Annotated in this window: 28 protein-coding genes; 9 read left to right on the top strand and 19 right to left on the bottom strand. The window is 37.7% G+C overall.

From position 1 onward, the window contains the following. Window positions 1-52: 52 nt before the first annotated feature. Complete coding sequence (locus tag J8L85_RS08045) at window positions 53-676, bottom strand: LysE family translocator (RefSeq protein ID WP_211016171.1); 624 nt, start codon at window positions 674-676, stop codon at window positions 53-55. Window positions 677-760: 84 nt separating this feature from the next. Between J8L85_RS08045 and J8L85_RS08040 the strand changes: the two genes are divergently transcribed. After that, window positions 761-1,186, top strand: a complete 426-nt coding sequence (locus tag J8L85_RS08040; RefSeq protein WP_348771734.1) for a Dabb family protein — start codon at window positions 761-763, stop codon at window positions 1,184-1,186. Window positions 1,187-1,231: 45 nt separating this feature from the next. On the opposite strand, the gene J8L85_RS08035 is transcribed toward J8L85_RS08040, so the two are convergent. Together J8L85_RS08035 and J8L85_RS08030 are read right to left on the bottom strand one after the other, a co-directional pair. Continuing rightward, the gene (locus J8L85_RS08035) at window positions 1,232-2,269 is read right to left on the bottom strand and encodes a quinone-dependent dihydroorotate dehydrogenase (protein ID WP_211016169.1); all 1,038 of its coding nucleotides are present in this window, start codon (window positions 2,267-2,269) and stop codon (window positions 1,232-1,234) included. A gap of 82 nt (window positions 2,270-2,351) precedes the next feature. After that, entirely contained in the window at window positions 2,352-2,801 is a 450-nt protein-coding gene (locus tag J8L85_RS08030; RefSeq protein ID WP_211016167.1) for a hypothetical protein, read from the bottom strand. A 70-nt stretch (window positions 2,802-2,871) separates the two neighbouring features. Between J8L85_RS08030 and pepT the strand changes: the two genes are divergently transcribed. Both pepT and J8L85_RS08020 read left to right on the top strand, forming a co-directional pair. After that, a complete protein-coding gene (gene pepT / locus J8L85_RS08025; RefSeq protein ID WP_211016165.1) occupies window positions 2,872-4,098 on the top strand; it encodes a peptidase T in 1,227 nt (408 codons plus the stop codon). Window positions 4,099-4,102: 4 nt separating this feature from the next. Beyond that, window positions 4,103-4,702 (top strand): DUF1801 domain-containing protein, encoded by a 600-nt coding sequence (locus tag J8L85_RS08020; RefSeq protein ID WP_211016163.1) that lies wholly within the window; start codon window positions 4,103-4,105, stop codon window positions 4,700-4,702. A 68-nt stretch (window positions 4,703-4,770) separates the two neighbouring features. Here the strand turns inward: J8L85_RS08020 and yajC are convergent, their stop codons facing one another. The 3 genes from yajC to nusB are packed head-to-tail and all read right to left on the bottom strand — an operon-like array spanning window position 4,771 to window position 6,545. Continuing rightward, window positions 4,771-5,058 (bottom strand): preprotein translocase subunit YajC, encoded by a 288-nt coding sequence (gene yajC, locus J8L85_RS08015; protein ID WP_047246023.1) that lies wholly within the window; start codon window positions 5,056-5,058, stop codon window positions 4,771-4,773. Window positions 5,059-5,084: 26 nt separating this feature from the next. Continuing rightward, entirely contained in the window at window positions 5,085-5,555 is a 471-nt protein-coding gene (locus J8L85_RS08010) for a DUF1573 domain-containing protein (RefSeq protein WP_047246024.1), read from the bottom strand. 42 nt (window positions 5,556-5,597) lie between these two features. After that, window positions 5,598-6,545, bottom strand: coding sequence for a transcription antitermination factor NusB (gene nusB / locus J8L85_RS08005; protein ID WP_211016160.1), 948 nt, complete (start codon window positions 6,543-6,545; stop codon window positions 5,598-5,600). Between the two features lie 227 nt (window positions 6,546-6,772). Here nusB and J8L85_RS08000 point away from each other — a divergent pair, with 227 nt between their 5' ends. Together J8L85_RS08000 and J8L85_RS07995 are read left to right on the top strand one after the other, a co-directional pair. Then, window positions 6,773-8,524 (top strand): ABC transporter ATP-binding protein, encoded by a 1,752-nt coding sequence (locus J8L85_RS08000; RefSeq protein ID WP_211016158.1) that lies wholly within the window; start codon window positions 6,773-6,775, stop codon window positions 8,522-8,524. Window positions 8,525-8,591: 67 nt separating this feature from the next. Next, entirely contained in the window at window positions 8,592-8,972 is a 381-nt protein-coding gene (locus tag J8L85_RS07995; RefSeq protein WP_211016157.1) for a PUR family DNA/RNA-binding protein, read from the top strand. A gap of 74 nt (window positions 8,973-9,046) precedes the next feature. Here the strand turns inward: J8L85_RS07995 and J8L85_RS07990 are convergent, their stop codons facing one another. Together J8L85_RS07990 and J8L85_RS07985 are read right to left on the bottom strand one after the other, a co-directional pair. Continuing rightward, the gene (locus J8L85_RS07990; protein WP_211016155.1) at window positions 9,047-10,099 is read right to left on the bottom strand and encodes a lysophospholipid acyltransferase family protein; all 1,053 of its coding nucleotides are present in this window, start codon (window positions 10,097-10,099) and stop codon (window positions 9,047-9,049) included. After that, window positions 10,096-11,016: a bile acid:sodium symporter family protein gene (locus J8L85_RS07985; RefSeq protein WP_247656581.1), complete on the bottom strand. Its 921-nt coding sequence runs from the start codon at window positions 11,014-11,016 to the stop codon at window positions 10,096-10,098. Before J8L85_RS07985 ends, J8L85_RS07990 begins: the two co-directional genes overlap by 4 nt. Window positions 11,017-11,317: 301 nt before the next feature. Between J8L85_RS07985 and J8L85_RS07980 the strand changes: the two genes are divergently transcribed. Continuing rightward, window positions 11,318-11,878, top strand: coding sequence for a thioredoxin family protein (locus J8L85_RS07980; protein WP_211016153.1), 561 nt, complete (start codon window positions 11,318-11,320; stop codon window positions 11,876-11,878). 1 nt (window position 11,879) lies between these two features. Here J8L85_RS07980 and J8L85_RS07975 read toward each other — a convergent pair whose 3' ends face one another. Further along, a complete protein-coding gene (locus J8L85_RS07975; RefSeq protein WP_211016150.1) occupies window positions 11,880-12,416 on the bottom strand; it encodes a YfiT family bacillithiol transferase in 537 nt (178 codons plus the stop codon). A gap of 95 nt (window positions 12,417-12,511) precedes the next feature. On the opposite strand from J8L85_RS07975, the gene J8L85_RS07970 reads away from it, so the two are divergent. Together J8L85_RS07970 and J8L85_RS07965 are read left to right on the top strand one after the other, a co-directional pair. Beyond that, a complete protein-coding gene (locus J8L85_RS07970) occupies window positions 12,512-13,150 on the top strand; it encodes a peroxiredoxin (protein WP_211016148.1) in 639 nt (212 codons plus the stop codon). A gap of 126 nt (window positions 13,151-13,276) precedes the next feature. Further along, window positions 13,277-13,471: a cold shock domain-containing protein gene (locus J8L85_RS07965; RefSeq protein WP_013304911.1), complete on the top strand. Its 195-nt coding sequence runs from the start codon at window positions 13,277-13,279 to the stop codon at window positions 13,469-13,471. Window positions 13,472-13,948: 477 nt separating this feature from the next. On the opposite strand, the gene J8L85_RS07960 is transcribed toward J8L85_RS07965, so the two are convergent. The 3 genes from J8L85_RS07960 to J8L85_RS07950 form a co-directional block, all read right to left on the bottom strand. After that, a complete protein-coding gene (locus tag J8L85_RS07960) occupies window positions 13,949-14,881 on the bottom strand; it encodes a peptidylprolyl isomerase (RefSeq protein WP_211016146.1) in 933 nt (310 codons plus the stop codon). A gap of 100 nt (window positions 14,882-14,981) precedes the next feature. After that, entirely contained in the window at window positions 14,982-16,361 is a 1,380-nt protein-coding gene (locus tag J8L85_RS07955; RefSeq protein WP_211016144.1) for a M20/M25/M40 family metallo-hydrolase, read from the bottom strand. Next, entirely contained in the window at window positions 16,354-17,241 is an 888-nt protein-coding gene (locus tag J8L85_RS07950; protein WP_211016142.1) for a PPK2 family polyphosphate kinase, read from the bottom strand. Before J8L85_RS07950 ends, J8L85_RS07955 begins: the two co-directional genes overlap by 8 nt. A gap of 198 nt (window positions 17,242-17,439) precedes the next feature. On the opposite strand from J8L85_RS07950, the gene J8L85_RS07945 reads away from it, so the two are divergent. Further along, window positions 17,440-18,135: a hypothetical protein gene (locus J8L85_RS07945; protein ID WP_211016140.1), complete on the top strand. Its 696-nt coding sequence runs from the start codon at window positions 17,440-17,442 to the stop codon at window positions 18,133-18,135. A gap of 17 nt (window positions 18,136-18,152) precedes the next feature. On the opposite strand, the gene J8L85_RS07940 is transcribed toward J8L85_RS07945, so the two are convergent. From J8L85_RS07940 to J8L85_RS07910, 7 genes are all read right to left on the bottom strand, one after another. After that, window positions 18,153-19,316, bottom strand: coding sequence for a sigma-54 dependent transcriptional regulator (locus J8L85_RS07940; protein WP_211016138.1), 1,164 nt, complete (start codon window positions 19,314-19,316; stop codon window positions 18,153-18,155). Window positions 19,317-19,325: 9 nt separating this feature from the next. Further along, on the bottom strand, window positions 19,326-20,201 hold the full coding sequence (locus J8L85_RS07935; protein WP_211016135.1) for a DUF6268 family outer membrane beta-barrel protein: 876 nt from the start codon (window positions 20,199-20,201) through the stop codon (window positions 19,326-19,328). A 21-nt stretch (window positions 20,202-20,222) separates the two neighbouring features. Further along, entirely contained in the window at window positions 20,223-21,119 is an 897-nt protein-coding gene (locus J8L85_RS07930; RefSeq protein ID WP_211016133.1) for a mechanosensitive ion channel domain-containing protein, read from the bottom strand. A 2-nt stretch (window positions 21,120-21,121) separates the two neighbouring features. After that, on the bottom strand, window positions 21,122-22,459 hold the full coding sequence (locus J8L85_RS07925) for an ABC transporter permease (protein ID WP_211016131.1): 1,338 nt from the start codon (window positions 22,457-22,459) through the stop codon (window positions 21,122-21,124). Beyond that, window positions 22,452-23,390, bottom strand: a complete 939-nt coding sequence (locus J8L85_RS07920) for an ATP-binding cassette domain-containing protein (protein WP_211016129.1) — start codon at window positions 23,388-23,390, stop codon at window positions 22,452-22,454. Before J8L85_RS07920 ends, J8L85_RS07925 begins: the two co-directional genes overlap by 8 nt. Window positions 23,391-23,608: 218 nt before the next feature. Further along, on the bottom strand, window positions 23,609-24,724 hold the full coding sequence (gene dnaJ, locus J8L85_RS07915) for a molecular chaperone DnaJ (protein WP_211016127.1): 1,116 nt from the start codon (window positions 24,722-24,724) through the stop codon (window positions 23,609-23,611). 9 nt (window positions 24,725-24,733) lie between these two features. Next, on the bottom strand, window positions 24,734-25,327 hold the full coding sequence (locus tag J8L85_RS07910) for a nucleotide exchange factor GrpE (protein ID WP_211016126.1): 594 nt from the start codon (window positions 25,325-25,327) through the stop codon (window positions 24,734-24,736). Window positions 25,328-25,361 lie beyond the last annotated feature (34 nt).

Below are 25,361 nucleotides of genomic sequence, written 5' to 3'. Positions count from 1 at the left end.
ATATGTAAAAATACAAACTAGCTTTTACAAGAAAGCAAAATTGACAACAATACTACTCACCTAACACCAGGTAAAACGCTAAGCTAACAAAAACTATTATTTGTAACCATTTAAGATAAAAACCTGTTTTTCCGTTTTGTTTCAAAAAGTCACCTATACTACCAGAAAGTAAAGCTATGGCCCCGAATACAAGGGACGAAACCAAAATAAAAAGCAGGCCCAATACATAAAATTGAACCACATTATCCAATTCTTTGGAGAATAAAAATCCCGGAAAAAATGCAAGAAAAAAAATAGTGACCTTAGGGTTTAGAACGTTCATGACAAATCCTTGGCGATATAAGGTAATCAGCTTTTTATCGGTTTTCCCTACATTGTCCAGATATATATCTCCATCACTCTTAAAAACCTGATACGCCAAATAAAGTAGATAAACGGCCCCAAAAACCTTTATCCCAAAAAACAAAGATGGGGTATTCCTTATCAGGGCAGACACCCCAAAGGCCAGTAAAGAAGTGTGCACCAAGCAACCGGTCATTAAACCGGCCACCGTGGCCAATCCATATTTTTTGCCATTAGAAATACTTTGCACCAACACATAAATATTATCAGGTCCGGGAGCAATGGCCAAGGTAGCGGTAGCTAAAGAAAAAGCAAGTAATATAGAATAATCCAACGTGTTTTACATTCTTATAGATTGCAGAAAATTACGAATAATAAGCTAATTGTATTTTCCTTATCTTGTAGAAAATATAAACCGATGAAATACAAATTTATAGCAGCTTTCGCCTTACTGGCCTTTACCTTATTTAGCTTTAAGACATATGACAAATACACCAACAATAAAATGGTAGAAAGCAATATGACACAAGCCAACGACAGTGTTTTAAGACACGTTGTTTTGTTCAAGTTCAAAGAGGGCACCTCCCCATCCGATATTAAGAAAGTAGAAAAAGCTTTTTCCGCATTACCTTCAAAAATTCCACAAATTTATGGTTATGAATGGGGTACCAACAATAGTCCCGAAGGTCTGGACAAAGGTTTTACCCATAGCTTTTTTCTAACGTTTAAAAGTGAGGAAGATCGTGCAGTTTACTTACCGCACCCCGACCACAAAGCGTTTGGCGATGTTCTTGGCCCTCATTTAGACGATGTACTGGTTATAGATTATTGGACCAAACATTAAGCAACATGCAATGTATTTAAACCAAGTTGAGCAGTAGGGCGGCTATTAAGCCCTATCTAAAATGGCTTGGTTTATTTTTTTTACCAAACTGGGACCTTCATAAATAAAGCCTGTCCAAATTTGAACCAAATCTGCCCCGGCATCTATTTTTTCCAATGCATCTTGTGGAGAATGAATACCTCCAACCCCAATAATGGGAAATGCCTTATTACTCTTCTCCGCCAAAAACCTTATGACCTCGGTACTTCTATCTTTTAAGGGCTTTCCACTAAGTCCCCCCGCTTCTGCCAATAACGATTGGTCAGATTTTAAACCTGTACGCTCAATAGTAGTGTTCGTAGCTATTACCCCATCGATCTTTGTATCTTCTACAATATCGATAATGTCCAATAATTGATCATTGGTCAGATCAGGGGCTATCTTTAATAGTAAAGGTTTCCGTTTTTCTCCTTTTTCAGCGGACAATTTGTTGTTTTCCTCTTCTAACCTCATCAGCAAAGCCGTTAACGGCTCCTTATCCTGTAACTCTCGTAACCCAGGGGTATTGGGGGAACTCACATTTACAACAAAATAATCTACATAATCGTACAGGGCGTTAAAACAGATCAGATAATCCTGTACAGCCTCGCTGTTCGGAGTTACTTTATTCTTACCGATATTACCCCCGATCAGAACTTTATGTTCTTTTTTTAATTGTGCCACCGCATTGGCCACCCCTTCATTGTTAAAACCCATGCGATTTATAATAGCATTATCGGCCTTTAACCGAAACAGTCTTTTTTTGGGGTTCCCGTCTTGGGGTTTTGGTGTTAGGGTCCCTATTTCGACAAAACCAAACCCAAAATTCGACAATTCGTTATAGAGTACGGCGTTCTTATCAAAACCTGCTGCCAAACCAACCGGGTTTTTGAACTTAATTCCGAAGACCTCACGCTCCAATCGTTTGTCATTTAATACGAACATTGGCTTTAACAAACCTAAAACACCGATTCTCGAAAAAATCTTGATCAAAGAAAAACTGATATGATGAACTTTTTCGGGATCAAGCAAAAAGAAAATAGGGCGAATTAAGGATTTGTACATGCGAGTTTGGTTTGCGGCAAAAATACGAACTGAAAGGGATATACTTTTTTGATATTAGACAAAATATGATCAAAAATAGAAATCATTGTTTTTTTATGATACTGTCGCCGTACACCTTAGGCTCCACTACATACGGTGTACGGTTCGCCTCTTTACATAAAGATAAATACCGATCATATTGTTTTTGATTAAAAGTAGCCAAAACCCTCTTATCTATTGTTGCCTGCACCAATCGCATACTGTCCATGATACCATTATATTTACCAGCCAACTCGGTAAGCTCTTCTACCGTACTTTGTGGGTGGCGCGTGGCAATATCCTCTAATTGGGCATTTAAAAGTTCGTTCCTATGCTTCAGTTCCCCCTTAAAATCGGCCAGTTGCTTTTGTTGCATCTCACTCATCTGAAAAACATCTATAAGAATGGCATCATCGGTAAAACCGACCCCCAAAACACAATCTTCTTGGGCCATTAATGTCGTTGAAAATAGTATAAATAATACCCCTAAAAAGAGTTTCTTTAAAAAAATCATATCGTTTTTCAATCTTTTCTTAGGTACGAAAATACAATTTAAAACCTATTTTTGATTCAAAATCCAGTATATGAAAAACATCGTTGATCGTTTTATCAGTTATGTAAAAATAGATACCCAAAGTGACCCTGCATCGGACACGACCCCAAGTACGGAAAAACAATGGGACCTTGCCAACAAACTCGTATCAGAACTTACCGAGATCGGCATGCAAGACGTACATATTGACGAAAATGCCTATATAATGGCTACGTTGCCCAGTAATGTTGATCATGACGTACCCACTATTGGGTTCATTTCCCATTTTGATACTTCCCCCGATTTTTCGGGAAAAAATGTTAATCCGCAGATTATTTCTGAATATGACGGAAAAGATATTGTACTGAACAAAGAAAAAAACATTGTACTATCTCCCGATTATTTTGAAGATTTATTACAATACAAAGGCAAAACACTGATCACTACAGACGGCACTACCCTGCTGGGCGCCGATGACAAGGCCGGAATCGCAGAAATAATCTCGGCCATGGAATACCTCATCGCTCATCCAGAAATAAAACATGGCCCCATTAAAGTAGGGTTTACCCCCGACGAAGAAATTGGAAGGGGAGCCCATAATTTTGATGTTGCAAAATTTGGCGCCGATTGGGCCTATACGATGGACGGAAGTCAAATTGGAGAGCTGGAATATGAAAATTTTAACGCTGCCGGAGCCAAGATCACGATTACGGGAAAAAGTGTGCATCCGGGCTATGCAAAGAACAAAATGGTCAACGCCATTTTAATAGGTAATGAGCTTGTTTCGCTACTCCCCAAAAATGAAGTACCCGAAAGAACCTCGGGCCGACAAGGTTTTTTTCACATACATCATTTTACCGGAACCATAGAAAATGTTGAAATAGAACTGATTATTCGCGACCACGACCGTCAATTGTTCGAAGAACGCAAAACCACATTGGAAAACATCGTTCGAACGCTAAATAAAACACATGCCAATGCTATCAGCATTGAGATCAAAGACCAATATTACAACATGAGAGAAAAGGTAGAACCCGTTTTTCATATTGTCGAAATAGCGGAACAGGCCATGAAACAGATAGGCATCGAACCTATCATAAAACCTATAAGAGGAGGCACAGACGGGTCTCAGCTCAGCTTTATGGGACTACCATGCCCTAACATTTTTGCTGGCGGCCATAATTTTCATGGCAAGTACGAATATGTGCCCGTAGAAAGCATGGAGAAGGCCGTTGAAGTTATCGTCAAAATTTGCGAACTTACAGCTGCCAAAAGCTAACATCATGGAAAAATCGGAAAAAATCGAAGCTTATTATAATGAAGAGCATCGTTATAAAAAAGCTATTTCCCTTTTAAGGGATCGCGTATTAAAAACCGATTTGGAAGAAACCTTTAAATGGAGTTTCCCCACCTACACACTGAACAATAAAAATGTGTTGGCCATATGTAAGTTTAAAAATCACTTTGGTATCTGGTTCTTTAACGGTGTCTTTTTAAAAGACCCCCATAAAGTATTGGAAAATGCCCAAAAAGGTAAAACCAAGGCTATGAGGCACTGGAAGTTCAACGGAATAGACGAGATAGACAAAACTGTTCTTGACACCTATATCAACGAGGCTATAGAAAATCAGCGAAAGGGAATAGAACTGACTCCCCTAAAAAAAGAACGCACATCCAGACCAAAGATACCTTCACTATTAAGCAATGCCTTTATCGATAACCCAGATACAAAACAGGCTTTCAATTCTCTAACGCCATATAAGCAAAAGGAGTATATCGAATATATTACCAGTGCCAAACAGGAAAAAACAAAAACTTCCAGGCTTGCAAAAATCTTACCTATGATTATAGAAGGCAGAGGATTGAACGATAAATATAGATGACCCTATTTTATCCCATAAAAAAAGCACCAACTTTAAAATTGGTGCTTTTTTATACTTTAAAAATTCAGCTATTTTTTCTCGGGAGCGGATAATTTCTTACTCATCTCCATTGATATGGCCGATCTATCAAACTTTAATTTACCTGCCATAGTCTCCAAGACACATGAAAAGTCTTTATCATTTAATTCCACAACTTTTCCGTGCAAACCACTTTTAGTTATTACACGATCGCCACGTTTTAATTCCGCTGCAAATTTCTTCTCATCCTTTTGTCTTTTCATTTGAGGTCTGATCATAAAAAAATATGCGACCACAAATATCAAAATCATTGGAAGAAACTGTCCTATATCACCCATTATCTAAATATATATTAAATTAAAACTTACTTAACAGGTCCTAGTGGAGCTGCTCCTTTAGGGTTTACAAAAGCCTTAATTCTAAGAACTTCAGAACCTTTTTCCGTATTTGCCGTAACCGTTATGGTTTTTGTAACCTGGTTTTGCCCAGAACCGTTAAACTTAACGATCAACTCACTAGACTCCCCTGGTGCAATAGGATCTTTTGGAGGATTTGGCACTGTACAACCACAGCTACTTTTCGCATCTGTTATGATCAACGGGGCATTACCTGTATTTGTAAATTTAAAAGCGGTTTCTTGTGGTGTACCTTGTTCGATAGTACCAAAATCATGTTCCGATTTCTCAAATGACATAACTGGTAACGCTTTGGCCGCCTCATCTCTGGCTGCTGCCTCTGCAACATTATCGGATTTAATTTTACTTGATGCATTATCTTTACAGGAAGTAAAAGCAAATAACGCTACCGCACTAAGGGCAAAAACTACTTTTTTCATTATTTATTTTTTTTATATTTCGCACAAAATTAGAAAATATTTTCATAACAGCCCCCTACCCAGTTTATTTAGCTTCCCATCTTTCTTATATTCTTTGGTAAGTTTATCTAAAATACCATTGATAAAAATACTGCTCTTAGGGGTAGAATATTCTTTTGCGATCTCAAGATATTCGTTGATCGTAACTTTTTCCGGAATCGAAGGAAACTCTAAAAGTTCGCATATCGCCATTTTTAAGAGAATGGAATCAACCTCCGCAATACGGTCCTTGTCCCAATTTGGTGTCTTACCTTCTATCTCTTTTTCAAAAACGTCATTTTTCAACAATGTCTTGGAAAGTAGCTTGTTGGCAAAGGTCATATCCTCATCATCTTTCAACAGTTTAGGCAAAAAGTACCCGTAAGATTCATTTCCCTTGGCCTTCTTGAATAATTTAAGAATAAAGGTGTTTACAATAGGAATATCATCAATCCATGTAAGTTTATCGTCCTCAAAGTATTCGTAGATCTTATCGTTAGGGGCGATTATATTCTTAAAAAGCTCTATTATGAGTTCTTTATCCTCTTTATAGCTACTTTCTGGTTTTGACATATATTCATCATATAAATCACTTTCTACGATAGCTTTGTAAATAAGTTTTACGTACTCCTCGTTCAAATACCAGTTGTCCAATTTTCTTTTAGACAACTCATCCTTCAACAATTGATTTTGCCCCAGTTGAAGAAGCAATCCGTTCTTTATGAATTTTTCTTCGTTCGGATAATTTTGTTTTGTATCATTAAGATATTTTTTGGCAGAAAGCCTATACTGTTCGGACGCTCTCTTCTGTATCTCAACAAAAAGGCTTAACCACAACAAATAAAGTGTATATGTGTTCTCTATACTTACCTTTAAAAATTTTTCCTGTTTTTGCAGGGAATCATCCTTGGATTGGATCAAGGCGTAAATACACTGCATTACCTTCACCCTAATGTGCCTTCTTGTAAGCATGTTAAAGAACTTTTGTTATGATTGATTATTTCTGCGCAAAAGTAAGCATCTATTTAAAGTGCCACAAAACCATTCCCATCTTATTTTTAAGTTTCGTCCATTTCTATATTAATATCGACAACAAACCGCATTCATAATTATCTTAGGTTATTTATAACACTTGATTTATAGTCAAAAACCTATCTTTGGCAAATCTAAAATTTAACTTTGCTACTTAGCTTTTTTGCATGAAGGAACTCAGGCACCTGAACAAATATTTTAAGAAGTACTGGCCCAAGCTGTTTATTGGAATCATTATTACCATAATCGCAAGACTTTTTCAACTTGTAATGCCGTCTTACGTAAATAAGACCATTACAGTGGTAGAGCAGTTTATAAATTCAGAAATAGCCAAGACCGAAGCCAAGTCATTCTTATTAGAGTACATTTTAATTATTGTGGGCGCCGCCTTGCTCTCTGGTTTCTTTACTTTTTTAATGCGTCAAACTATCATCAACGTATCTCGCTATATTGAATATGACTTAAAAAATGAGATTTTTGACCACTATCAAAAATTAAGTCTCAATTTTTATAAAAAAAATAGAACGGGTGATTTAATGAACCGTATCAGTGAAGATGTTAACCAAGTTCGATTATACGCAGGTCCTGCAATTATGTACGGTATACAAACACTTACCCTTTTTTTTTGCCTTGTACCCTTAATGTTCATAAAAGCCCCAACGCTGGCGGCCTACACCCTGATTCCACTTCCCATTTTATCCGTATTGATATATAAGATAAGTAAGGTAATACATAAAAGAAGTACCATAGTTCAAGAATACCTTTCTTCACTTTCGACCTTTACACAAGAGGTTTTCTCAGGGGTTTCTGTAATAAAGGCTTATGCCCTTGAGCCACAGACCAATGAAGAGTTGGTAGTATTGGCCGATGAAGGAAAAAATAAAAGCATGAGCCTGGCCCGGGTGAACGCTTGGTTCTTTCCGTTAATGATTCTTTTGATCGGCATCAGCAACATCTTGGTCATCTATATCGGGGGCATGCAATATTTAAGGGGAGAAATAGGTGTGGGCCTTATTGCAGAATTTATTCTTTATGTAAATATGCTCACATGGCCCGTGGCCATTGTTGGTTGGTTAACATCTATTGTACAACGTGCCGAAGCTAGCCAAAAAAGAATAAATGAATTCTTGAAACAAGATTCTGAACTTAAAAATGGTTCTATACAACTGAAGGACATTAAAGGCAAAATAGAGTTTAGAAATGTAAGCTTCACCTATGAGGACACTGAGATTACAGCCCTTAAAAACATATCTTTTACGATAAATGCCGGTGAGACCGTAGCTATAATAGGCAAGACAGGTTCAGGAAAATCTACCATACTCGATCTGGTCGCAAGGTTATACGATGTTAGTTCTGGTGAAATTCTAATAGACGGCATACCTATAAAGCAAATAGACCTGACCAGCTTAAGAGAAAGTATAGGGGCGGTACCGCAGGAAGCCTTTTTATTTTCGGACAGTATAAAGAACAATATCAAATTCGGTAAACAAGATGCTTCTGACGAGGAAGTGATGTCCATTGCAAAAGAAGCCGTTGTTCATGATAATATTATTGGCTTCAGTAAAGGTTACGATACCGTTCTGGGCGAAAGGGGCATTACCTTGAGCGGAGGTCAAAAACAAAGGGTCTCCATAGCCCGCGCCCTTATGAAAAATCCGAAAATATATCTTTTTGACGACTGCCTATCTGCGGTAGATACAGAGACGGAAGAAGAAATACTGTCCAATTTAAAAAAGGCCTCAAAAGAAAAGACTACCCTTATTGTAAGCCACAGGGTTTCTTCCGCTAAAAATGCTGACAAAATACTGGTTTTAGAAGACGGCCGACTTATACAAGAAGGTACTCATGACCAATTAAATTCTAAGGAAGGCTACTATAAAGAACTTTACGAGAATCAACTATCTGGTAAAGAAAATTAAAAAATTGTTGTTGAATAGTTTTTTTTTTTTCATTTTTGGTAGACTAACCATAGAATTATTATAGGAAATGAGCGAAAGAGATTTAATGGATCAAGAAGAAATTCACTCTAAAGTCTTAAGAGCAGGCAGAAGGACTTACTTTTTTGATGTAAGAAGCACAAAAGCAGGCGATTATTATTTAACCATCACAGAAAGTAAGAAATTCACTCATGAAGATGGTTCTTTCCATTACAAAAAACATAAAATCTACCTTTACAAAGAGGATTTTGAGGCCTTCAAGGAAAATGTAGAAGAAATGATGGAATTTATTATTAATGAAAAAGGCACTGAGGTAATTTCTGAAAGACACCAAAAAGACTTCAAAAAAGAGGAGCCGGCAGCAACTAATGCAACAAGCCCGGAAACTTCTAGCGGTAGTTTTACCGATGTAAGTTTCGACGATATTTAATCGTTTTCCTAAAAATGAAAAAAAGGCTCTTGAAAATCAAGAGCCTTTTTTTTGTACCTTTTTATATCGGCATTCTATGAACGGGCCAGATATTTTATATACATCCAATCAAATAGAAAAATAGCCGCTATGATCAGTATTGCGACCTTAAGGCTTACCCATAAGGAAAAGCCTATCAATAAAACCACACAATAGACCGTGAACCCTAACAAGGCCGTTGCAAACCGTAATGTCCCCGTAAATTCCAACTCCCAAACCCTTGGTTTCATAAAATAATGCCAAAAGGCCCATACAGGTAAATTCAACAACACAAAAAGGGGATACAACAAAGATTTTTTTTGTTTCGTAGTTACCATGGTCGTACTTGGCAAATTACCGGGCTTAATATTAGCCACCAATTGGTTTACTGTGTTCGGCTTTAAGAAATCTGCCTTCTGCTTGTTTAGATATGTGATTATTTCATCATAGTTCTTCTCTGAAGATATATGTGTTGTTAATTGCTTTAGATTATCTACTACCCTCTCTTTAACCTCTTTTTCCGTTTTTACTATATCGTTTTTTAGATACATGGGTTTTAAGGGAATGGCCTCTCCATAACAAATGGCTACCGAGTCTGGAAAACTGGTAGCATTCTTATAATTTAATCCTACCGGTACAATTTGTATGTCCAGATCTGGGTTTCTCTCCATAGCCCTAAAAAGTATTCTTGTAAACCCTTTGCTCAAGGGCCGAACCCTACGTTTAAGGTTATGATTGGCTTCTGGAAACATTACTATGGACTCTCCCGCATTTAATATTTCGGCACACTTATTAAAAATCAAATCATTTTTACTCAAAGTGTTTCTCCCGTCCCGCATACGGTATACGGGAATCATTCTGAAATAATTAAAAATATAATTCAACAAGGGTTTGCCAAAAACATCTGCACGGGTAAGAAAATAAGGTTTTCTATTACAATCTACCGCAATCAGCAGTACGTCCATTAAAGCACTTTGATGGTTTGGTAAAAAAAGTACCGGTTTATTTTTTGGCACATTCTCCAGACCAGTAATTTCAATTTTTCTGTGATGGGTATGAAGCCCCGTTTTTACATAGAGCTTAACTAGGTTATAAATAAAATTCTTCACACTAATTTTTTATCCTCAACAGGTTTAATACTCCAATAACTAGCCAACAAAAGACCAGATACTATATGCCAAATCCCCCAAAAGGCAGCTAAAAGTGCCATTCCCCCCAAACCGTCAAAAAAAGTAAATATCAATAAAAGTCCCAAACCAGAATTTTGGATTCCTGTTTCTATCGTAATTGATTTTACATTTTTATCGCTCAACAAGAATATTTTAGAAACACTGAAACCTGTTGCAAACGCCAGTATATTATGCAGCAAAACGATCCAAAAAACATACAAAATATAATCCATGAATATTTCCCTATTCTTAAAAAGGGCCAGAAATATCAAAAACACAAAGAACACTAAAGAAGCTATTTTAAATACTTTAGCCATTTTTAAAGCCATGACGGGCTTCCATCTATTTACCAACATCCCCAAAACCAAAGGCAGGCCCAACAACAATGCCACTAGTTTCACCATTTCTAAAGGCTCTATATTTACAGATGCCAGCAGCTTTGAAGTGGGCTCATAAAACGAACCCCAAAACTGAAGGTTAAAAGGGGTCATAATTATGGCCAATAAGGTGGCAATGGCAGTTAAACAAACAGACAAAGCTGCATTACCCCCACTTAAATGTGTTATATAGTTAGAGATATTACCTCCAGGGCAGGCGGCCACCATAAACATACCTAAAGCAATACTAGGGTATGGCTCTATCATCCAGACCAATACAAAAGTCAGTGCCGGCAGCAAAAGAAACTGACTTACAACACCTACCAAAACAGGTTTCGGGCCTTGCCAAAGTTGTTTAAAATCTTTTACAGAAATTTCCAATGCTATTCCGAACATAACAAAAGCCAAAACAATGTTCATTGTCCAAAGAGCCCCGCTATCAAAATTGATCTGAACGTTATCCAATAAATTTTCTGTCAAATATCTTTATCTTAAATGAATGCTACACCAATAATTTGTCCCCAAAAAATATCGTTTCCAATGGAGACAAATACCAAGATAATATTTTTCTAATGAAACCACCCCCTATTCATTGACATCAACAATTCTTTATTTTCATACCCCCTGACTAAGAGCTCAATACATATAAACTACAGGCACGTTGCATGCACCTCTTCTCTCTATAATATAACCTATATCGATAATCGTTAAGGCGAGCAAGCCGCCATAAATAACAATAGATTATCATTTTATTATAACTTTGAATTTATTTACACACAAAATGGCAAGAACCGAAAGCAACATGTTAAAATTGGGAACCATAGCCCCCAATTTTAAAATAAAAGATACTGTTAGTGACCAAATGATCGAACTGAACGAGATAAAAGGGCCAAAGGGCACCGTAATAATGTTTATCTGTAACCACTGCCCTTTTGTTGTTCATGTAAACCCCAAAATCTCTGAATTGGCCAAAATTTACCAACAGAAAGGGATAAAGTTTGTTGCTATTTCAAGTAATGATATTGAAAAGTATCCCCAAGATGCACCGCATTTGATGAAATTAAAAGCCGAGGAAGAAGGATATACGTTTCCTTATCTGTATGATGAAACACAGGAAGTAGCCAAATCGTACGATGCCGCTTGTACCCCCGACTTTTATTTGTTCGATTCGGACATGAAGTTGGTGTACAGAGGCCAGCTGGACGATTCTAGACCAGGAAACGGTATCGATTTGACCGGTTCCGATTTAAGTGCGGCCATGGATTCACTGATACAAGGAACCAAAATTAACGAACTACAAAAACCAAGTATTGGTTGTAATATAAAATGGAAGGCTTCTTAAACTACCAACCTTTTCTTTTCAACAAATTACCAATATGGGCCATATGATGGTTACCATGCCATGCGTATTTGCCTATATTTTGTGCTACAGAAACCCTTGTGTTCCCCTCAGGATGGTAATAAACCTTCTCTAACTCTTCTTGCGTCAGGTTTTTTAACAAAAAAACAAGTTTTGCATGCAAGGCATCCAAATAAACCAAAGACAACTCTATAGGAGCAGTTTTAGCATCTTGCAGAGAGCTCCATTCTTTCTCTTGGTATACCTTGATCAAAGGTTCGTTCTCGGTCAAGGCCCACTTAAATCTGGTATAACTATTATGATGGCTATCGGCAATATGATGCACCACTTGTCGCACAGTCCACCCACCAGAACGGTAAGATGTATCTAACTGCTCCTGCGTTAAGCCCGTCACCAATCCTCGAAGTTTGCCCGGTAAGGCCTCCAGATCCGAGATCCAAGCATCAATATTATTTTCCGTTACCTCATCGGGGCATTCAAAATGTCCAATGGGATAGCGCAAATATTCAAGATCTTCCATTCTTCAAATATAAACTTTAATAGACTTTTAACCATAGAGAACAACAAGATCCATGATAATCTACTAAATTTGTAGGGTAATTAAATTCAAATAAAATGGCAACAATACGATTAGGTGACAAAGCACCGGATTTTACAGCAGACAGTTCTATGGGTACGATAAACCTATATGACTACTTAGGAGATTCATGGGGTATCTTATTTTCGCACCCTGCAGATTTCACCCCTGTATGTACTACAGAATTGGGTACGGCGGCAAACTTTAAGCCCGAGTTCGACAAAAGGAACGTTAAAATGTTAGCATTGAGCGTTGATGGAGCCGCTTCGCACAAAGAATGGATCAAAGACATCAACGAAGTACAGAATACGACCGTAAATTTTCCGATAATTGCGGATGAGGACAAAAAGGTATCTACCCTTTATGATATGATCCACCCCAATGCGGACAACAATTTAACAGTACGTTCTGTATTTATTATAGCTCCGGACAAAACCGTAAAATTGATTCTTACCTATCCTGCTTCTACAGGCCGTAATTTTTATGAACTATTAAGGGTAATAGATTCTTTACAATTAACCGCTTATCATAAAGTAGCGACACCGGCTAATTGGGAACATGGAAAAGATGTAGTGGTAAGCCCGGCCATACCGACCGAAGAAGCTAAGGAAATGTTTGAAAAAGGAGTAGACGAGGTAAAACCATATCTAAGAATGACCCCCGACCCTACCGCGTAAACGGTAAAAGTTTGAAATAATGGTCATTAACAAATCGTTCACCTCATAATATAACTTTATAAAATACTATCTATTAAATATTTAAACACTATCTTCGCGCTTTAATTAATATATAATTTTTCTATTATGAGTAAAGGAACAGTAAAATTCTTCAATGATTCCAAAGGTTATGGTTTTATCACTGAAGATGGTTCAAACGAAGATCATTTTGTACACATTTCTGGCTTAATCGATGAAGTTCGAGAAGGTGATGTTGTAGAATTTGAACTACAACAAGGTAAAAAAGGATTAAACGCCGTTAATGTGAAAGTTGTTGACTAGGTAACGATTTAACTTTTTTATAGTTCTAAAAACCCGGACAGATATGTTCGGGTTTTTTATTGAAAAAAATCCGCTGAAGAATTTTTTAAATTTTTTACGCAACCTTTTATAGGTTTTGAATCTTAATCATAAACTTAGACTTCCCCCATCTAATTAATTCAAATGACCTATGAATACATTTCTTGGAGTTCTACTTTTTCTTGTGTTATTGAACGTTGCCATCTTAGCTGCTAGTATTATTCGTAAAAAACATTAATTCTTTTATTGAAAAGTAGGGTTTTTTAAGGTGTGGCTGTTTCTATTAAAAAAACAGGCCATAACCTTAATTTGACCATATGACTATTTTTCTATTTATCATTTTATTACTAGTAGTTCTAAATGTTGCCTTGTTGCTCTTTAGTTTAAACAAGGCTAAATAAAAACACCCTGATAAAAATTATCAAGGTGTTATATATTTTTGTCTTAAAAAACTAAGGTCTACCCCACGTTCATTAGCTCTACATCAAAGATCAATGTAGCATCCGGAGGTATTACTCCACCTGCACCGGCACTACCATACGCTAAATCGGAAGGAATTACAAAACGGGCTTTATCCCCTACCTGTAACAACCCTATACCTTCATCCCATCCAGGAATCACTTGCCCTACGCCTAACTGAAAATCTATAGGTGCATTTCTTTTATATGAAGAGTCAAAAACCTGACCATCTAAGAGGGATCCTTCGTAGTGTACCGATACCTTTTTTCCTTTTTCAGCTTTTACACCATCACCTTTTTGAATCAACTTGTAGCGAAGACCCGATTCGGTTTTTTCAAAACCGGCAGCTACTTTATTCAATGCCTCTTCTTGCGCAGCTTTAGCCGCCGCCAAACGTTCCTCTCTTGAAGAAGCAAATTTTTCAAAGGCTTTCATTGCGTCCCATTTCTGGGCTTCTTCACCTACCCTTACTATTTCTAACGATTCTATCTCATCACCTTGTTCAATCTTGTCGACAACCTCTTGCCCAGAAGCAACATTACCAAAAACAGTATGTTTACCATCTAACCAAGGAGTCGGCACATGAGTTATAAAAAACTGACTTCCGTTGGTTCCGGGACCGGCATTGGCCATAGACAGTACCCCTGGGGCATCATGCTTTAACTCAGGGTGAAACTCATCATCAAACTTGTATCCTGCATCTCCCGTTCCCGTTCCTAAAGGACATCCGCCCTGAATCATAAAATCAGGGATTACCCTATGAAATTTCAATCCATTGTAATAGGGCTCTCCAATAGGTTTGGCTGAATTTTCTCTTTTACCCTCGGCCAAGGCCACAAAATTACCAACTGTTCCAGGTGTCTTATCATAAGTAAGTTTTACCAATATCTCACCTTTGGTGGTATTGAACTTAGCATAAATTCCGTCTTCCATTTTACTATTTTTAAATGAGGCGCAAAGGTATGGAAAAGTTAGGAGTTTATCGTCTACTACATTCTTCCCTAACCTTCTACAAGAATAGAGCTACACCCGTCTATTGGGCAGATACTCCATATTTATCGACCAGATAAACCAACGCCGCCATTGACGCCGCGCCAAGTTCCAATTCTCTTTTATTTACATGTTCGAACGTATCGTTCTCTGCATGATGATAATCAAAATAACGCTGCGAATCCGGTCTAAGACCTGCCAACATTATAGCATCGTTCTTAAGAGGCCCAATATCGGCACCACTGCCGCCTTTCTCGAACATATGAACTAGATAAGGTTCAAAAAGTTTTTTCCAACCCAATATCTTTTCAAAAGCTGCATCCGGCCCGTCAAAAGAAAATCCCCTGGGCGTAAAACCTCCAGAGTCGCTTTCCAGACCAAAAATATGTTTCTCTTTATTGTTCTTTGCCACTTTTGCGTATTCTTTACCACCTCGCAATCCATTCTCCTCGTTCATGAACAAGACCACCCTAATGGTTCTTTTGGGCCTATAGTTCAATTTCTTGAACAAATGCAAAACCTCCATACTCTGAACACAACCTGCACCATCATCATGAGATCCATCCCCTAGGTCCCAAGAATCTAAATGCCCTCCAACTACAATAATTTCATCGGGATGGGTACTACCTTTTATTTCACCGATCACATTGTACGATTTAACATCATCGAACTGTTTGCAGTTTTGCTTAAAATAAAACTGGATTTTCGGATTCAATTTAAGAGCTGTACTTAAAAGCTCTGCTGAATTTGTGCTAATAGCGGCCGCAGGTATTCTCTCGCTCACCGGTAAATCTCCATACGACATACTGCCCGTATGCGGATAATCGTCCAAACGCAAGTTCATAGACCTTACGATCACCCCTAGGGCTCCATATTTAACAGCTTCTTTAGCTCCGGCATATCTTTGGTCCACACAACCGGAATAAGCTGTAAAAGTATTAATCTGAGCAGGGTCCATAGGCCTATTAAAAAAAACTATCTTTCCCTTTATTTTCTCTGTACCCAATTTGGCCAATTCTTCTACCCCCTGCACCTCAACGACCTCAGCCTTGATTCCCTTTTGAGGAGTAGCCACCGAACCGCCCAAAGCTACGATAGGTACATCGGTAGTAACACCCGGAGAGGTCTCAAAATAAGCAAACTCCGGTGTACCCCGTACCCATTTGGGCACCATTACGGGTTGTAGCCATACACGATCGAGCCCCAAAGAATCTAATTCTTGTTTGGTATAATCAACGGCTTGCTGCGCCTGTATAGAGCCGGACAGCCTACCCCCTATCTGATTGGACAGGTAATTTAACCAATCATATGATTTGCCCTGCGTAAGTGCTGTTTTATAAATTTTATCGAGTTGTTCTTCGTCGGTACTTTGAGAGTATCCAAATTGAAAAAGCAACACACATAAAACAACTAATCTAATCATTCTTCTCGCTCTGTAATTGGTTTTCATAGTCAACTAAATTAGCCAATATTTTATCTTCCAACATAGGCTCCCTTATATCTTTGTATTTTTTTAACCTTTTAAGCAAAATAGATGCAACGATAACCCTTGCTGCCTTTTTACTGTCCGATGGTACAATATACCAAGGCGCATGTTCTTTGGTGGTATTATTAATGGCCTCTTCGTAACAATATTGATATCGGTCCCATAGTTTTCTTTCTTTTAAATCTCCGGGAGAAAATTTCCAGTGCTTCTCCTTTACTGCCAGCCTTCTTAACAACCTTTGCCGCTGTTCCTCTTTTGACAAATGAAGGAAAAATTTAAAGATTATAGTCCCGTTTTCATGTAGGTGCCTTTCAAAGTTATTGATCTGTTCAAAACGTTTGTCCCAGAATTTTTGGTCAATATCATCAACCTCATGTATACCGGGTATTCTCTCGTTTAAAATATACTCTGGGTGAACCCTAGTAACCAGAACATTTTCATAGTGCGTTCTATTGAACACACCAAATTTACCTTTTGCAGGTAACGCCAAATAATGGCGCCAAAGATAGTTATGGTCCAACTCCAGTTCTGTTGGCACCTTAAAACTATGAACCTGAACCCCTCTTACATTAAAGTCTTTAAAGACTTCTCTAATAAGACTGTCTTTACCAGCCGTATCCATACCCTGTAAACATATAAGTACGCTATACTTGTTATGCGCATACAGTGTATCTTGAAATTCACCCAGCTCTCTTCTTATTTTGCTTAAATCTTTTTTTAATCGCTTTTCGGATTTACCGAAATCCTCATAGGTAGGTACTTCAGAAATTTTCACACTATCTGCGACCCTATATTTATCAGTTTTTATATAATCCATAAAGGAAATATAAAGTATATATCGTTGAACTACACTTTAAATGTTAAAAAAATAACAGTTCAGCTGATGATATGGACCATTTACCCCAATAAACGACTCTTCAATGTGACATATCGAAAAAGTTGTTCCTAAACTAAATCTATTATTAATTTTACCATTGTAAAAGTCCCATATTTTACACTTTAACCTACAATACAGATGAACAAGTACTACATAGTCTTATGCTGCGTATTTTCTATCTTTCTTTTCTCGTCTTTTAAGACTGGTAGTGAGTGCCAATATGCAGGTGCCAATATCGACTTTGCAAAGAACCAAACAGAAAAAGCCCTTGACATTTCTGATATCAACATTGTGCGCTACCATGCCTACAAAGCCATAAATGCTATTGAAAAGTCACAAGAAAAATTGACTGAATGTGGTTGTGAATATGCCATACAAGACTTAAAAAGAGGTTTATCAAACCTAAAACTGGCGACCAAGGCCACCGATTTGGACAGTACACGGATCTTGCTTTTAAAGTCTTTAGAGAACATAATGGGAAGTTTAAACGCTCTTGAAGACCACCATTTACATCAAAATAAAGAAAAGAAAGATTTAATAGCTATAAACTCTACCAGCACCAACAATGAGGCTACTTTAATAAAGAGAAAACCCACACCTACTATTTACAACAAAATCGACAGCTCTTTGGCGAAATATAAAAACTCGCTAAACAAGGTAGTGGAAACGGTAAATTGTAAGGAAGCAAGAGCTTTTGTAGTAGACATCATAGACCAATGCCAAAACGAACTTCTTAGGGACGACCTGTCTGAAGGAAAAAAATATTACTACCTAAGAACAAAAGAAATTACGGCCAAAGCACTTGTTAAAATTGGCACTTGTGAGACCAAGTAATTACTTTTTCACTAGTATTACTTACTTGCAAAAAGCTTTACATCATCTTCTGACACTTCTTTGCCCCCTAGAATAATAAGACGCTCCACTACATTTCTGAGCTCCCTAATATTACCGGTCCAATCATAGGTTTTTAGCAATTCTACCGCCTTATCCGAAAACTTTTTAATTGCTATACCTTGCTCTGCCGCTATTTTTTTAGAGAAATGTTCTATCAAAAGAGGAATATCATCTCGCCTATCGTTCAACGAAGGTACTTTTATAAGAATAACGGCCAACCTATGGTAAAGGTCTTCTCTAAATTTGCCTTCTTCAATTTCCTTTTTAAGGTCTTTGTTTGTGGCGGCTACAACGCGTACATCAACTTTTATATCTTTATCGGTACCTACTCTTGATATTTTACTTTCTTGCAAAGCACGTAACACTTTTGCCTGTGCAGAAAGGCTCATATCACCTATTTCATCTAAAAAAATAGTTCCCTTATTGGCGGCCTCAAACTTTCCGGCCCTATCTTTTACGGCGGAGGTAAAAGCTCCTTTTACATGACCAAAAAGCTCACTTTCTATTAATTCTGAGGGAATCGCCGCACAGTTCACCTCAATAAAAGGTCCTTTACTACGTGCACTTTTTTCATGAATCCAATGTGCGACCAGTTCTTTTCCAGTTCCGTTAGAACCTGTGATCAGTACACGTGCATCTGTTGGTGCTACCTTTTCGATCATGTCTTTGATAATGGTAATCTCTTCACTCTCACCGATCATCTCATAGTTCTTACTTACTTTCTTTTTCAGGTGTTTATTCTCAACGACCAAACTCTTTCTATCCAAGGCATTTCGTACCGTTGTCAACAACCTATTTAAATCGGGCGGTTTTGATATATAGTCAAAGGCTCCCAAACGCATCGTATTTACGGCGGTATCCAAATCTCCATGACCAGAAATCATAATAAAGGGAATCTCTGGCTTGATCTTTCTGGCTGCCTCCAACACTTCTACACCATCCATTTTTGGCATTTTAATATCGCACAGCACAAGATCATAATCATTGCCCTTTATAGCCTCTAGGCCTTTAAGTCCATCTTCGGCCTCTTCAAGGGTATATCCACTATTTTCTTCTGAAAGAATTTTAACCAAAACCCTTCTAATAGCAGCTTCATCCTCTATTACTAAAATCTTTGACATAATTTATCTTTAAATTCCTATTCGAAAACCTGTTCTAAAATACAATCCGGCCTCATCGTTCAACGTAAAAATATCTTTTCTCTCGTCGTCTCTTAAAGCCCCATTCTGAAAAAGGGTGTGTCCTCCTACAAAGTATAACGACATATCTTTTGTTATTTTATACTGATAACCCAATGCCAATAATAATGCCGTTTGTGAAATATCTGTCGACAAATTGTTTCCCGAAAGTAAAATATCATTTTGAATATTGACATAATAACCATCTACGAACAACTCGGCTTGAAAAAAATGTCCTTTTGGGGTAAAATACTTGAGCCCCGATTTCGGAACCCCCAATACATACGCCCAATCGGGGTGAAATCTTTTTTCAAAATATAGCACGGGCAATGGTACCTGCACAGGGGAACTAGAGTTATAGGATATTCCCAAGACCAGTTTATAAGGCTTATCCACATTTTTTTTATCTTGATAGGCCCCAGCCGTATAATTAATATTGAAATCTTCTTCTTGCAGGTCATCCACAAAATTAGATGACCATCTGGGGGTCACCACCCCTACCAACCGCCATTCTTCGGTCATTTTATAGACATAGCCCAGATTAATATCCAACACATGTAGTTTTTTCAGATCATCAGAATTTTCAAACAATCCTTCCGGCACCTCAAAGTTGTACCTATTATACTCACTACCTATAATAATGAAATCTTTTTTATCCCTCACCGGAATAGGTATGTTTGCCAACAATTTTATCCTAGATGTTTCAACATTAGAGCTGTTGCGCGGCATCAACATATATTCTGCCCTAAAAACATCGGGAGTTTGGGAAATACCTAGATAACATGCCATTAAAAGCAAATAAAGTAGTAGCTTTCCTTTATTTCTCATTCACAATCATAGTTTTCGTCATCACTGAGAAGATTTTTTTTGGTAGATATGCACATCTCTTTGCGGAAAAGGTATGCTAATATTATTCTTTCTAAACTCGGCATCTATTTTATAACGCAACTCACTTTTTATTCTTGGGTCGGAAAAACTATCCCCTATATAAAAGTTTAAGGAAAAAAGTAATGCGGAATCACCAAAATCATCAAAGGTAACAAAAGGCTTAGGACTGTTTAAAATACCTCTATGGCCCTCTACTACGGTCTCTAAAATCTTGGTCACCAACTGCACATCACTACCATAGGCCACCCCTATTTTTATATTCTCGCGCGTAGTTTTATGGTTTTGGGTGTAATTATATATTATATCGCTTATAAAATGATGGTTAGGAATAATAATAACCTTATCGTCTCTGGTTATTGCCCTGGTGGTTCTAAGTTTAATTTCAAAAACTTTACCCACCCTACCGTTTATCTCTATAATATCACCTACTCTTAAAGATTTATCTATGATAATAAAAATACCTCCAATAATATCTTGAAATAATTCTTGCAAGGCCAGGCCAAGACCAACGAACAATGCAGCGGAAGCGGTAATAAGAATGGTAATATCTATACCCGCCGCACTCATGGTAATGAGTACTACGACAATATATACCACATACTTGATAAACTTGAAGACGCTAATAAACTTCAACTTATCATCGCTCTCCATTTTCCGCGTGAAGAACTTACGTACCAATCCCAATAAAAAATTGCTTACAATAAAGGCTGCTATCAACAACAGCAATAGGCCAATGGTAATGTTGATAGATTTATCCCCATTGGTGAATCTAAATCCAAGTTCTAAAAAATCCTTAATAGACCCCCAGATGTTATCTTCTATAATCTCTTTGATTTTTTCAGCCTCTTCTTGAGCCATATTTAGTACTTAAGCCATTTAAGCAATTCTTTATAACTAGGTTTTTTACCATACATAAGTATACCTACCCTATAAATTTTTGCCGCCAACCAAACAATACCAATAAAGGTAGCTATTAAAATCAAGATCGAGGATACCAATTGCCAAATTGGAACACCACCTTCTCCAATGCCTCCGGGAAGCCTCATTAGCATAACGATAGGCGATGTTAAAGGAAAAAGGGAGAAGCCTACTGCTATGGGTCCGTGGGGATTGCTGAATACAGAGAAAAAGCCCACATAAATAGCCAACATTAACGGCAATATTATCGGAAATATAAACTGTTGTGTATCTGTTTCGTTGTCCACGGCCGCCCCGATAGCCGCATAAATAGAGCTATATATCAGGTAACCTAGAACAAAATATACCATAAAGAAGAACAGTAACATGGCCCAAGGAATATCGAAGATTTCTTGCGCATACAATTGCATGGTAGTATCGGCAGAAGACAAAATAGGATTGGCTCCATTTCCTATACCACCGCTCACCCCACTATCTGTAAGGGTAGAAGGTTCTATATTAAAAATGGCCATTGCCACGAACAGTAATATACCTCCACAAACGATCCATATGGCAAACTGGGTTATTCCGGCCAAAGAGGTGCCAATAATTTTACCCAGCATCAACTGAAAAGGTTTTACGGAAGAAATGATCACTTCTATAATTCTGCTCGTTTTTTCCTCAATAACGCTTCGCATTACAAACCCTCCATAAATGATTATGAACATCATGATCAAATACCCGAAACCACCACCAATTACCGCCTTGATCTCGTTAAGGCCCTTTAAATTATGCTCACCATCAAAAGTTGATATGTTCAGCTCATATTTACTATCCATTTCGGCATAATCACGGGCCGATATTCCCAGTTCACGTAAGCGTTCTTGCCTTAGACGTTCTTTAAAAATTCTTTCAAGTTTTTCCAGAACGGTCGTACTAGGAGATTCTTTACTGTAGAAAAAAGAACGTTGTGCCACTTTCTGCAAGTTGTCCTCATCTGGTATATAGACCAAGCCATAGTAGCCCATATTCATTGTAGAATCTTTCGCCTCTTCGAGGGAAATATCTTTATACTTGACATAAGACGTTGTTTCCGAAGTTAAAAATTCATTGCTAAAAAAATCACTTTCGTTCAACACGGCTATGATTCTCTTCTCATTATCGTTTAATTCGGTCAAATAGGCAATAAGCACGATCATACCCACCATAAGAATAGGGCTCAGAAAAGTCATTATCACAAAAGACTTGTTTCTGACTTTCGCCAAATATTCGCGCTTAATGATCAATGGTAGCTTACTCATGTGCAATACCTTTGTTTTCTACGGTTCGTATAAAAATTTCGTTTGTGGAAGGAATCGTTTCTATGAAGCTATTGATGTTCCCCTTGGTGCCCAACAAATTAAGCAGCGCTCCAGAATCTCCCGAAGGCAACTGTACCGAAAAATTCAACTGATTCTCTTCGGTATCAACATCAGAGGAAAGCACCTTAAACTTATCCTTTAGCTCAAACAATAAATTTTCTGTTTCCGCAGCTTCTATCCCCACTTCAAATATATTGTTCTTATATGCTTTCTTAATATCGGACAACCTACCGTCCAATATTTTTTCAGATCTATGGATCAAGGCTATATACTCACATAATTCTTCTACGGATTCCATTCTATGGGTAGAAAATATTATAGAGGTTCCGCTGTCTTTCAACCTTAAAATCTCGTCTTTGATAATATTTGCGTTAATGGGATCGAAACCACTAAAAGGTTCATCGAAAATAAGCAGTTTTGGTTCGTGCAAAACCGTCACGATAAACTGTATTTTTTGTGCCATTCCCTTTGAAAGTTCTTGGATCTTTTTGTTCCACCAATCCCCAATCTCCAAACGATCGAACCAATATTTTAATTTCTGCTTAGCATCATTTTTGGACAATCCTTTTAATTGGGCCAAATACAGAGCCTGCTCCCCCACCTTCATACTTTTATAAAGTCCCCGTTCCTCTGGCAGATATCCAATTTTAGCTATGTGTTCCGGTCTCAAAGGCTCTCCTTCAAACAAGACCTCCCCTTGGTCCGGATATGTGATTTGATTTATAATCCGGATCAATGTTGTCTTACCTGCACCGTTAGGCCCCAATAAACCGTATATACTGTTCTTTGGAATTTCTATAGAAACATTTTGAAGGGCAGTATGATCACCATACTTTTTGGTGACCTTTTTCGCTACCAAAATATTATTCATGTAAGCAATTTGTTCAAAGATATTGAATTGTTTTCAAAGCATTTTCGAAGCCCTTATTTTTTGGCAAAAACTTGCCTAAACAGTTATAAAAACAAAACCCACCCTTAAAAAAGAATCAAGGATGGGAAAAAAATTGCTATGAAAAAGAAAATTAATATCGGTCTCCCAATATTATCTCAAATATACGTTTTTTATTTAAAAACATAACTTATTGAAAATCAAGAGAACATATCCTTTACTTTTTCAAAAAACGATTTATCCGATTTTTCCGGTTTGGGTTCAAAATTCTCGTTCCCCTGCATACGTTCAAAGAAATCTCGCTGTTCTTTATTAAGTTCTTTTGGTGTCCAAACGTTTACGTGCACCAACAAGTCGCCACTTCCATAACCATTTAAACTAGAAATACCTTTGCCCCGTAACCTTAGGATCTTACCAGACTGAATCCCTGACTCTAACTTAATCCTCACTTTACCTCCAACGGCATCAATTTCTTTAGATGTACCGAGAATAGCTTCTGAAATACTAATGTAAAGATCGTAGTGCAGGTTATCCCCTTCTCTCTTAAGGGTAGGGTGTTCTTGGGTTTCTATTGCGACCAATAAATCACCAGGTACTCCATTACCAGGTGCATCGTTACCTTTTCCGGGCACTTTTAACTGCATACCTTCTTCTACACCGGCCGGAATATTTATAGAGACCGTTTCCTCTACAACCTTTAAACCCTGTGCATCCGTACCACTTGGCCTACCATCCAGAATCTGCCCACTACCACCACAAGTACTACAAGTGGCAGACGTTTGCATTCTTCCTAAAATTGTATTTTGGATCTTGGTCACCTGGCCTCTTCCGTTACAGGTAGTACAAGTTTTATAAGTAACCCCTTCTGCCTGTATCTTTCTCTTTACCTTAACCTTTTTCTCTACTCCATTGGCTATTTCATCTAAGGTAAGTTTCACCCTAATGCGCAGATTACTTCCCTTTACCCTACGCTGTCCACCGCCAAAACCGCTGAAACCACCAAAGCCTCCACCACCAAAAGCGCTTCCGAATATGTCACCGAACTGGCTGAAAATGTCATCCATGTTCATACCTCCACCACCAAAGCCACCGCCTTCAAATGCAGCGTGGCCAAACTGGTCGTACTTCGCTTTTTTATCGGGGTCACTAAGGATTTCATAAGCCTCGGCAGATTTTTTGAACATCTCCTCAGCTTTAGTATCCCCTGGGTTCTTATCCGGATGGTATTGCAGGGCCTTTTTTCTATAGGCCTTTTTTATTTCTGCCGCAGATGCATTTTTGCTTACACCCAGAATTTCATAAAAATCTTCCTTCATATTGCTTTTTTAGTTTGCTACTACAACTTTTGGGTGTCTTATAATTCTATCTCCCAACTTAAAGCCTTTTTCGATTACATCAACGACCTTACCTTTCATTTTTTCATCAGGTGCGGGAATTTGGGTAATCGCCTCATGAATATCCGCATCAAAGGCATCTCCTGCTTTAACCTCAACATCTTCCAACCCCTTAGACTTAAGCGTTTCTCTAAATTTACCTCTAATCAGTTCAACACCCTTGAACATTTCTTTATCCTCAGATTTGGAAAGTTCTTTTAAGGCTCTATCAAAATCGTCCAGAACAGGCAGAAGAGACACAATTACCTCTTGCCCTGCCGTCTTAAACAACTCCATTCTTTCTTTTGATGTACGTTTTTTATAGTTTTCGAATTCTGCAAAAAGTCTTAAAAATTTATCTTTTTCCTTTCCGACTTCTTCCCGTAAACGCTCTTCTTCTGTCATTTCGTTTTCTTCTTGTTCTTGAGCGTCTTCTCCATCATTAACATCTTGATCTTTTTGCTCCGATTCTTCTTGTTGCCCTAATTCTTGTTCTTGCTCTAATTCTTCCTCTTCTATTTTTTCGATTTTATCTTTATCGCTCATTTCTATTACTTTAATATAATAATCTCAGAATCTG

It is taken from the genome of Maribacter sp. MMG018, assembly GCF_018100785.1.
Lineage (GTDB): Bacteria > Bacteroidota > Bacteroidia > Flavobacteriales > Flavobacteriaceae > Maribacter.
This window is presented reverse-complemented; position numbering and strand designations above follow the sequence as displayed.